This is a genomic window from Clostridium luticellarii, assembly GCF_002995845.1.
Classification (GTDB): domain Bacteria; phylum Bacillota; class Clostridia; order Clostridiales; family Clostridiaceae; genus Clostridium_B; species Clostridium_B luticellarii.
The window spans coordinates 1-9588 of sequence record NZ_PVXP01000096.1; the positions used below are offsets into that span (position 1 = coordinate 1).

Annotated in this window: 12 protein-coding genes; all 12 read right to left on the bottom strand. The window is 29.9% G+C overall.

Going from position 1 to position 9588, the window contains the following annotated elements; genetic code table 11:
• Positions 1-143: 143 nt before the first annotated feature.
• Positions 144-1004 carry a ParB/RepB/Spo0J family partition protein gene (locus CLLU_RS17080; protein ID WP_106010974.1) on the bottom strand — a complete coding sequence of 287 codons (861 nt, stop codon included), beginning with the start codon at positions 1002-1004 and terminating at the stop codon, positions 144-146.
• A 7-nt stretch (positions 1005-1011) separates the two neighbouring features.
• A complete protein-coding gene (locus tag CLLU_RS17085; RefSeq protein ID WP_106010975.1) occupies positions 1012-1779 on the bottom strand; it encodes a ParA family protein in 768 nt (255 codons plus the stop codon).
• Between the two features lie 196 nt (positions 1780-1975).
• Positions 1976-2755 carry a nucleoid occlusion protein gene (gene noc / locus CLLU_RS17090; RefSeq protein ID WP_106010976.1) on the bottom strand — a complete coding sequence of 260 codons (780 nt, stop codon included), beginning with the start codon at positions 2753-2755 and terminating at the stop codon, positions 1976-1978.
• A 99-nt stretch (positions 2756-2854) separates the two neighbouring features.
• Positions 2855-3568, bottom strand: coding sequence for a 16S rRNA (guanine(527)-N(7))-methyltransferase RsmG (rsmG, locus tag CLLU_RS17095; RefSeq protein ID WP_106010977.1), 714 nt, complete (start codon positions 3566-3568; stop codon positions 2855-2857).
• Positions 3569-3600: 32 nt separating this feature from the next.
• Positions 3601-5487 (bottom strand): tRNA uridine-5-carboxymethylaminomethyl(34) synthesis enzyme MnmG, encoded by a 1887-nt coding sequence (gene mnmG / locus CLLU_RS17100; protein ID WP_106010978.1) that lies wholly within the window; start codon positions 5485-5487, stop codon positions 3601-3603.
• A gap of 10 nt (positions 5488-5497) precedes the next feature.
• Positions 5498-6877 carry a tRNA uridine-5-carboxymethylaminomethyl(34) synthesis GTPase MnmE gene (gene mnmE / locus CLLU_RS17105; RefSeq protein WP_106010983.1) on the bottom strand — a complete coding sequence of 460 codons (1380 nt, stop codon included), beginning with the start codon at positions 6875-6877 and terminating at the stop codon, positions 5498-5500.
• Between the two features lie 70 nt (positions 6878-6947).
• Positions 6948-7574, bottom strand: coding sequence for an RNA-binding cell elongation regulator Jag/EloR (gene jag, locus CLLU_RS17110; RefSeq protein ID WP_106010979.1), 627 nt, complete (start codon positions 7572-7574; stop codon positions 6948-6950).
• A gap of 16 nt (positions 7575-7590) precedes the next feature.
• Positions 7591-8253 carry a membrane protein insertase YidC gene (locus CLLU_RS17115; protein WP_106010980.1) on the bottom strand — a complete coding sequence of 221 codons (663 nt, stop codon included), beginning with the start codon at positions 8251-8253 and terminating at the stop codon, positions 7591-7593.
• Positions 8254-8273: 20 nt separating this feature from the next.
• Positions 8274-8483 (bottom strand): membrane protein insertion efficiency factor YidD, encoded by a 210-nt coding sequence (gene yidD / locus CLLU_RS17120; RefSeq protein WP_106010981.1) that lies wholly within the window; start codon positions 8481-8483, stop codon positions 8274-8276.
• Positions 8480-8815 (bottom strand): ribonuclease P protein component, encoded by a 336-nt coding sequence (gene rnpA / locus CLLU_RS17125; RefSeq protein ID WP_106010982.1) that lies wholly within the window; start codon positions 8813-8815, stop codon positions 8480-8482. Before rnpA ends, yidD begins: the two co-directional genes overlap by 4 nt.
• A gap of 46 nt (positions 8816-8861) precedes the next feature.
• Positions 8862-8996, bottom strand: a complete 135-nt coding sequence (gene rpmH / locus CLLU_RS17130; RefSeq protein WP_012104240.1) for a 50S ribosomal protein L34 — start codon at positions 8994-8996, stop codon at positions 8862-8864.
• A gap of 396 nt (positions 8997-9392) precedes the next feature.
• Positions 9393-9588 (bottom strand): hypothetical protein (locus CLLU_RS18985; RefSeq protein ID WP_207656024.1); only part of this gene is annotated, 196 nt, incomplete at its 5' end.

The window sequence follows — 9588 nt, forward strand, 5'->3', positions numbered from 1 at the left end:
ATTCATAATTATTAATATTATTATCAAAACAACTAGTCCAATTACAATATACAGCTGAAATTCATTTATTAAATTAATGATATTCTGCATGTTCTTCTCCTTTCGCATTGTAAAAATGTTTCATGTGAAACATCAAGTATTTATTAAATTTTTAATATATCCAGTATTCTCTGAAGATCTTCTTGAGAATAATATTCTATTTCTATTTTCCCTTTATTTTTTTTATTCATAAGAAGCACCTTAGTTCCCAATAAATTTTCCAATCTTTCTTTTATATCAAGATAGTATATATTTTCCTCTTTTATTACTTTTACTTTATCTTTTTTATCCGAATGTAAATTTCTAATAATTTTCTCCACATCTCTTACTGTCAAATTTCTATTTATTATATCTAAAGATAATTTATGCTGTAATTCTCCATTTTCTACACCCAGAAGTGCTCTTCCATGCCCTTCGGTAATAACTCCATCCATAATATATTTTTGAACTCTGCTATCTAAATTCAAAAGTCTCATACAATTTGAAATTGATGTTCTGGACTTACCTATTTTAGCACTTAATTCCTCCTGAGTTAAATTAAAATCATTAATTAATTTTCTGTAAGCCAGGGCTTCTTCTATAGGATTCAAGTCTTGTCTTTGTATATTTTCTATAAGAGAAATCTCCAAGACCTCTCCGTCAGATAAATTCATTATGATTGCAGGTATTTTTTTTACACCAATAAGCTTAGCTGCCCTCCATCTTCTTTCACCTGCCACTATATTATACATGTTATCCCCAAGTTTATTGAGTATAAGAGGCTGTATTATACCATGTTCTTTTATTGATTGTGAAAGTTGTACTATTTTGTCTTTGTCAAAAGTTTTTCTAGGTTGATCCCTATTAGCTTGTATAAAATCAATATCTATATAATTTACACCATTTTCATCTTTTTCACTAAGTTCTAGAGCACTATCAGGTATCAAGGCCTTAAGCCCCTTACCTAATCCATATTTTTTACTCAAATTTTATTCACTCCTTCTGCCTATGTAAAAACTCTTTAGTCAACATTTCATAGGCTTCTGCACCTTTGCATTTATCATCATAAAGAACTATGGGAAGTCCGAAACTTGGAGCTTCCGCCAATCTTATATTTCTAGGGATAGCAGTTTCATATACTTTGTCTTTAAAAAACTTTTTTACTTCAAGGCTGACCTGAGTAGATAAATTAGTTCTCATATTACACATACTCATAATCACTCCCTCAACCTCCAAATGATTATTTAATGATTTCCTAACTAACTGTATAGTATTTATTAGTTGTCCAACTCCCTCCAATGCATAAAACTCACATTGAATAGGAATAATAACACTATGAGATGCTGTAAGTGCATTTATAGTTAATAAACCTAAAGATGGTGGACAATCTATAAATATGAAATCATATTTTTGTGTTAAATCTTTTAATTTGCTATTTAATACATTTTCTCTATTTTTTTTATCTATTAATTCCACCTCTGCCCCAGCTAATTCCATGGTAGAAGGAATTATAAAAAAATTGTCTATAAGTTCACACTTTCTCACAACTTGGTCTATATCAATTTCTGAAGTCAATAAATCATACATGGAATTCTCTATATTTCTTTTATCAATTCCCAATCCACTAGTAGTATTGCCTTGGGGATCAATATCTATATCCAATACCCTATAACCTTGCATAGCCAAATATGCACTTAAATTAATACATGTAGTAGTTTTCCCAACTCCACCTTTTTGGTTAAATACTGATATCACCTTCACGTTACTCACCTCCCAAATTTGCAACCCGCTTTATTTTTAATTATATATTTTTATTTGAAATAATAAAAGAGTTTTCATATAAATTTAATTTTAAATACCATAAAAAAGCCATATGCTAATTTAATTTCAGCATACGACTTGATAATTTCAATTATTAAATTAAATTATAATTACTAAATGTTTCATGTGAAACATTTTATTTTTTAGGAATAGTGATTATTATCTGTATTTCATTATCAAGATCCTGAGAAGCATAATTTGCATTTAAACCATACTTATCAAATATCTGCTTAACTGTATTTATGTAAACTTTAGGAGAAAATATTCCTTTTATCTTTTTAGTTTTACTTTTTTTAATTTTATTACTTACAATTTTATCTAATTCCCTATTAATAAGTTCTTCTGTCTTTTTTACATTCAAATTTCTTTTAACTATATCTTTTAATACTTTCTTCTGAAGCTCTACCGTGGGAAGTTTTAATAATGCTCTTGCATGTCTTTCAGTTAATCCATTATCCAATAATATAACTTTTACTTCCTTGTCCAACTTAAGCAGCCTGAGTTTATTGGCAATAGTAGATTGTTTCTTCCCTATAACCTCAGCCAATTTTTCTTGGGTATATGAATGATCTTTTATTAAATTATAATATGCTTCTGCTTCTTCTAAGAAATTAAGATCTTCTCTCTGTAAATTTTCCAAAAGTGCTATTGCCGCAGATTCCTTATCACTTATATCTACTATTATTACAGGCACTTCAGTTAGTCCTGCTTTTTTTGCCGCTCTAAGTCTTCTCTCTCCAGCCACCAATTCATATTTATTTTCGCCTAATTTCCTCACCGATAAAGGTTGAACTATTCCATATACATTTATAGATTGAGCTAATCCTTCCAAACTTTCTTCATCAAAATATTTTCTTGGCTGATATACATTAGGCAAAATTGAATCTACAGGTATATAATTAACATTTTTTTGCATATTAAACCATCCCTCTTATGTTTCCTATTATTAACATTTCTTTATTCTTTTATAAAATCCTGCTAGTTTATATAAATTTCGTATGACAAATTACTACATTTATTTCAATGGTTTTTTAGCAACTATTCCTGGCTTTCTTGGATAAGTTTTAGAAGTCCTTCTAATTTTTTTTATTATGACTAAATTATGATCGAGATTATCATTTTCTACTTTTACTATATCCTCTACTTTGCCACCCAAAATATTGATTGCATTTTTACTTTCCTTTATTTCATCTTCTACTGCAGGACCCTTCATCGCTATAAAGTAACCTCCTGTTTTTACATATGGAATACAAAATTCACTTAAAACTGTTAAATTTGCCACCGCTCTCGATACAGCCGCATCAAATTTCTCTCTGTATTCTACCTTTTTAGAAAAATCCTCTGCTCTACCATGTATACAGCTTATGCCTTCCAATTTGAGATCTAGTATGACTTGATTTAAAAAATTTATCCTTTTATTCAAAGAATCCAGAAGTGTAATTTTCTTGCTCTCATCAATTATCTTGATAGGAATTCCTGGAAATCCAGCTCCTGTTCCTATGTCAATAATATTCGAGACATTCTTCATAGGTGAAAATTTAAATATTTCTATACAATCTACAAAATGTTTTTTTATTATATCTTCATCCTCAACTATTGCAGTAAGATTTATTTTATTATTCCATAACTTAAGTATTTCTTTATATTTCATAAACTTGTAATACTTTTCTTTATTAAAACTTACTCCTAAATTACTGCAGACTGTATTCATAACCTGAAAATATTTCATAACATTTCTCCAAACTATTATTATTTTAACAACTATAGAACTTGTTCTCTATTTTTCTTTTCCATATAAATAAGCAGGACAGAGATATCTGCTGGTGAAACTCCTGAAATTCTAGAAGCCTGACCAATATTCATGGGTTTTACTTTATTTAATTTTTGTATAGCCTCTATTCTCAAACCTTTAATATCATTATAATCTATACATTCAGGTATGAATTTATTTTCAAATTTTTTAAACTGAGAAACCTGTTCAAGTTGCTTATTTATATACCCCTCATATTTTGAAATTATATTTACTTCTTCCTGAATATCCTCATCTAGTTCAGGTCTATTTACATCCAAAGGTTTTACATTAAAATAATCGAGCTCTGGTCTTTTAATCAATTCGTACAAACTAACACTTTTTTTCAATTCAGACGAATTAACTGAATTCAAGAAATCGATCACTTCTTTTTTAGGTGTTATTTGTATACCCTTTATTCTATTTAACTCCTCTTCTATATTGTATTTTCTTTTTAAATATTTTTCATACCTCTCTTCACTGACCAATCCTATTTTATGACCAATTTCAGTAAGTCTCAAATCTGCATTATCCTGCCTAAGTATAAGCCTGTATTCAGAACGGGATGTCATCATTCTATATGGTTCCTCGGTACCCTTTGTAACTAAATCATCTATCAAGACTCCTATGTAACCATCAGATCTTTTTAAAATAAGAGACGGTTTTTCCATTGCCTTAAGGGCGGCATTAATGCCTGCAATTATTCCCTGTGATGCTGCTTCTTCATATCCAGAACTTCCATTTAACTGACCTGCCCCAAATAGACCTTCTATATTTTTAAATTCTAACGAAAGCTTTAATTGAAGAGGATTTATGCAATCATATTCAATAGCGTACCCAGTTCTTAAAAATTCCACATTTTCAAGTCCAACTATAGTTCTATACATAGCAATCTGCACATCTTCAGGCATAGAAGTGGATGCACCATCTACATAAAGTTCATCAGTATTTTCTCCCTCAGGCTCTATAAATATTTGATGTTGCTCTTTATCTGGAAATCTAACTACTTTATCTTCAATAGATGGACAATACCTTGGACCTACCGATTTGATGGAGCCATTATAAAGTGGTGATCTATCTATGTTATTTCTTATAACCTTCAACGTATTTTTTGTAGTATAAGTTAAATAACAGGGCACTTGCTCCCTATCTAAGTTTTCACTCATAAAAGAAAATGGAATTATCTTTTTATCACCAGGCTGCTTTATCATTTTTGAAAAATCTACGCTTCTCTTATTTACTCTGGCAGGTGTACCTGTTTTGAACCTTCTAAGCTCTATCCCTAAATTAAGTAAACTTTGTGAAAGATCATTAGCTGGCATAAATCCATTGGGGCCTGAACTATAACTCACATCTCCTATAATTACTTTCCCCTTTAAATAAGTTCCTGTAGCCAAAACTACTGCCTTCGCTTCAAAAAATGCTCCATTTTTTGTGAGGACTCCGTGAATTCTCCTATTTTTGTCAACTCTTATTTCTACTACTTCTATCTGCCTCAAATATAAATTGGGCTGACTTTCAATTACCCTTTTCATTCTTCCAGAATAATTTCTCTTATCAGCCTGAGCCCTAAGTGAATGTACTGCAGGTCCTTTTGAAGTATTAAGCATCCTTGACTGTATAAATGTTTTATCGATATTTATTCCCATTTCTCCACCTAATGCATCTATTTCCCTTACCAAATGTCCCTTAGCTGTCCCTCCTACATTAGGATTACATGGCATAAAGCCTATGCTATCTAAATTCATGGTACACATTAAAGTTTTGCATCCCATCCTAGCTGAAGCAAGACCTGCCTCACATCCAGCATGTCCGCCTCCCACAACTATTACATCATATTTACCTGAAAAGTACTCCAATCCAAACTACCTACTTTCCTAAACAAAATTGTGAAAATATCTTGTCAATTATATTCTCTTCTAAAGTATCACCAGTTATTTTACCAAGCTCAGCCCAAGCATTTCTCATATCAATAGAAGCTAAATCTATTGCTGAAGTATTTTTTAAAGCCTTTAAGGCTTCAATACAACTTTTCTTAGCTAATATAAGACCTTCTTTATGTCTCATATTGGTTATAAATATATCTTTAGATTTAATCTCACCCTTAAAAAATAAATCTTTGATGCAGGTTTTAACCTTATCTAAGCCCAAGCCATGTTTAATAGATGTCTTTATTATAAATTTTGAATTCACCATACAGGCATCATCTAAATCTATTTTATCACCTAGATCGGTTTTATTTAATAATATTATATATTTTTTCTTATTAATATAATTTATAATTTCTCTATCCTCTTCATCCAATTTTTTGCTTGAATCCAACATAAATATAATCAAATCCGAATTGTCTATTCTTTCCTTTGATCTTTCAACTCCAATTTTTTCTACCAAATCATCAGTTTTTCTAATTCCAGCTGTATCAATTATTTTTACAGGTATACCATCTATATTCATATATTCCTCTATAACATCTCTGGTAGTACCTGGTACATCAGTAACTATAGCCCTGTTCTCCATAATCAATGCATTTAAAAGAGATGATTTGCCTACATTAGGTTTCCCAACAATTACTATATTCAAACCTTCTCTAATTATTTTACCCTCTTCTGCAGTGCTAAGCATAAAATTTATCTTCTCCAATATTCTATTTAATTTTTTAGAAACTTCACTAGATGTTATTTCCTCCAAATCAGCTTCAGGATAATCAACAGTAGCTTCAATAGATGCAATTGTTTCTAAAAGCTCTTCTCTTAATGAATTAATTTCTTGGGAAACTCTCCCTTTTGACTGCTCAACTGCAGCTTTCATGGAGATTTCAGTTTTCGAGTTTATTATATCAATAACAGCTTCAGCCTGGCTTAAATCAATTCTTCCATTTAAAAACGCCCTTTTGGTAAATTCCCCTGGCTCTGCCATTCTGGCACCGGATTTAATAACTTCTTCAAGCACTTTCTTAGCAGCCAGAATTCCACCATGACAATTTATTTCAACAGTATTTTCTGCTGTATAACTTCTAGGTGCTTTCATAAAACTTACCAAAACTTCGTCCAATAATTCTCCGGTTTCTCTTTCCACTATAAAACCATATCTCATCGTATAGGCTTTCATATCCAATAGCTCTCTATTATTTTTACCTTTAAACATTGTATTTACTATTTTAAGAGAATTTTCACCTGAAACTCTTACAATTGATATTCCACTTTCACCTAAAGCTGTCGCTATAGCAGCTATAGTATCAAAATTTTCCATTTTTTCACTTCCCCTAATTTTTACAAAATACACTCTTTTAAAATCTCCTAATATGCAAAAAAGAAAGCCTTTAGGCTTTCTTTAACTCCACTACAACTCTTCTAAAAGGCTCCTGACCTTCACTATAGGTGTTTACATAAAAATCATTTTGAAGGGCAGAATGAATTACTCTTCTTTCATAAGGATTCATCGGTTCCAATTTAACTATTCTTCCCGTTTTCCTAACTTTTTCAGCTACTCTTCTAGCAAGTCTTTTTAAAGTTTCTTCTCTTTTTTCTCTATAATTTTCTGTATCCAAAACTACCCTTTTATATTCCATCTCATGATTTTTATTTATTACAAGACTTAAAAGATATTGAAGTGCATCCAGAGTTTCTCCTCTATAACCTATAAGTATTCCCATATCTGAACCAGTCAAGTAAATTTTCACTACATTGTTTTCCTCACTTATTTTTATATCAGCTTCAACTTTCATTTTATCTAAAATATTTTCCAAAAATATCTTTGCTTCATGTATGTAATTCCTTTTTACTTTAACTTTTATTTTAGCTGGTCGAGCTCCTATTAAATTTAAAAAGCCTTTATTACCCTCATCCAGTACCTCAACCTCTACTTTATCTTTTTCAACTTTTAATTCAGACAATGCATTTTTAAGTGCCTCTTCAACAGTTTTTCCCGTGGTTTCTATAACCTTCATACCACATAGCCACCCCCTAGGCCTTAATAGTTTTAGTTTTTTTACTCGTTTCAATCTTTTTAATAACTATAGTTTGTGCTATTTGAATTAAATTACTAACAACCCAATACAATACCAATGCGGATTTAAATCTCATACTCATATATACCATAAATACAGACATTCCTATATTCATCATCTTGCTCTGTTTCGCCTGTTCACCAGTAGAAGGCATTAATATCATACCTGATAAATATGTAGTTATGCCTGAGATTATAGCAAGAAACATGTCTGTTTTAGCTAAATCCTTTACCCATAAAAAACTTACGCCGTTTATTCCCGATAAATTATTGAAAACATAATAAAGAGCTAATAGAAGAGGCCACTGAATAAGAAGAGGTAAACATCCGCTAAAAGGACTTGCTCCCCTCTCTTTATACAATTTCATCATTTCTTTTTGTGCTCTTTGTGGATCTTTTTTATATTTTTCCTGCAGCTTTTTAACTTCCGGCTGAAGTTCATTCATAGCAAATGAAGATCTCAATTGTTTTATTCCCAATGGAAGTATTATAATTCTAATTATTATAGTCATCAAAATTATTGCTATTCCATAAGAAAGATTTTGATTAGGTATAACCGAAACCACACTGCCATGTAAAAAATTAAAAAATCGAACAAAAGCATCATTTAAATATTGCAAAATATTAAACCTCCTGAAATTTATTTAACCGGGTCGTACCCACCCTTGCAAAATGGATTACACCTCAATATCCTTTTTATGGACATAAATCCACCTTTTATAATACCATATTTTTGCAATGCTTCCAACGCATATTGTGAACAAGTAGGATAAAATCTGCAACATGGCCTTTTTAGAGGTGATATATACTTTCTGTATAGTTTAATTAAAAAAATTAAAAATTTTTTCATTTATTATATAAACCCGCTTTTTTGATTAAATTTTTTATAGAATTATCTATTTCAGCATAGCTCTTACCATTTGACAAGTTTCTAGCTATAAATACTAAATCATAGCCTGTTTTTATATTCTCAATATTTAATCTACAAATTTCTTTAATCAATCGTTTTATTCTATTTCTCTCAACACTTTTTCCCACTCTTTTACTTATAGATATACCTAATCTATTTACACCTTTTTTATTTCTATAAGTATATAATACTAACAAATTATTAGAAAAAGATCTTCCTCTTTTGTATACAATACGAAATTCCGCATTTTTTTTTATTCTGTAAACCTTCATTTTTGCTCCTCTTTTTCTGCTTGCAGAAAAAGGCCACAAATGCGGCCTATGCTGTTAATCTCTTTCTACCTTTTTGTCTTCTTCTCTTAATAACATTTCTTCCAGATAGAGTTCTCATTCTTTTCCTAAAGCCATGTTCTCTTTTTCTCTGCTTCTTTTTTGGCTGGTAGGTCATCCACATAGTATATACAACTCCTTTCAAAATTTTAATATTATTCTTCTAGGCTCAGTCTTTATATATGGAATTCAATATTCTCATTATTAAATAAACAGTCCCAAAATAATTTTTAAATAACCTCTTAATATATAATAACATAATAAGACAAAAACAATTTGAATTGCAATTGCTATCAAAGACTCGATTTATTTTAAGTCTGAAATTTAAAGTTTTACTATTAAATTATATATTCACTAAACTGTAATGTCAATATAAATTCAAAAGTATAAATTTCATAATCAAATAATTCTTTAACTCAAGCAAAATTTATTTATAAAGAATACTTTTTCATTTAAACTTTAAAAGAATTTATCCAGGCACTTAACAGTACTTATTTCCCAATTCACAAAGATTGAAGTACTAGTAACTATATGCCTTAAATAAATATTTTGTGGATAACTTCTTGAATAGGTTGTTAGGTTTTGATATTATAAATAGAGGCCTGTTAATAACTTTAAATAATATAATACTTATCCACAGTTGTTGATAAGTATGTGCATAACTTGTTAAAATTAAATTTATTTTTATATTTTTGACTATTTCACTAACATTATTC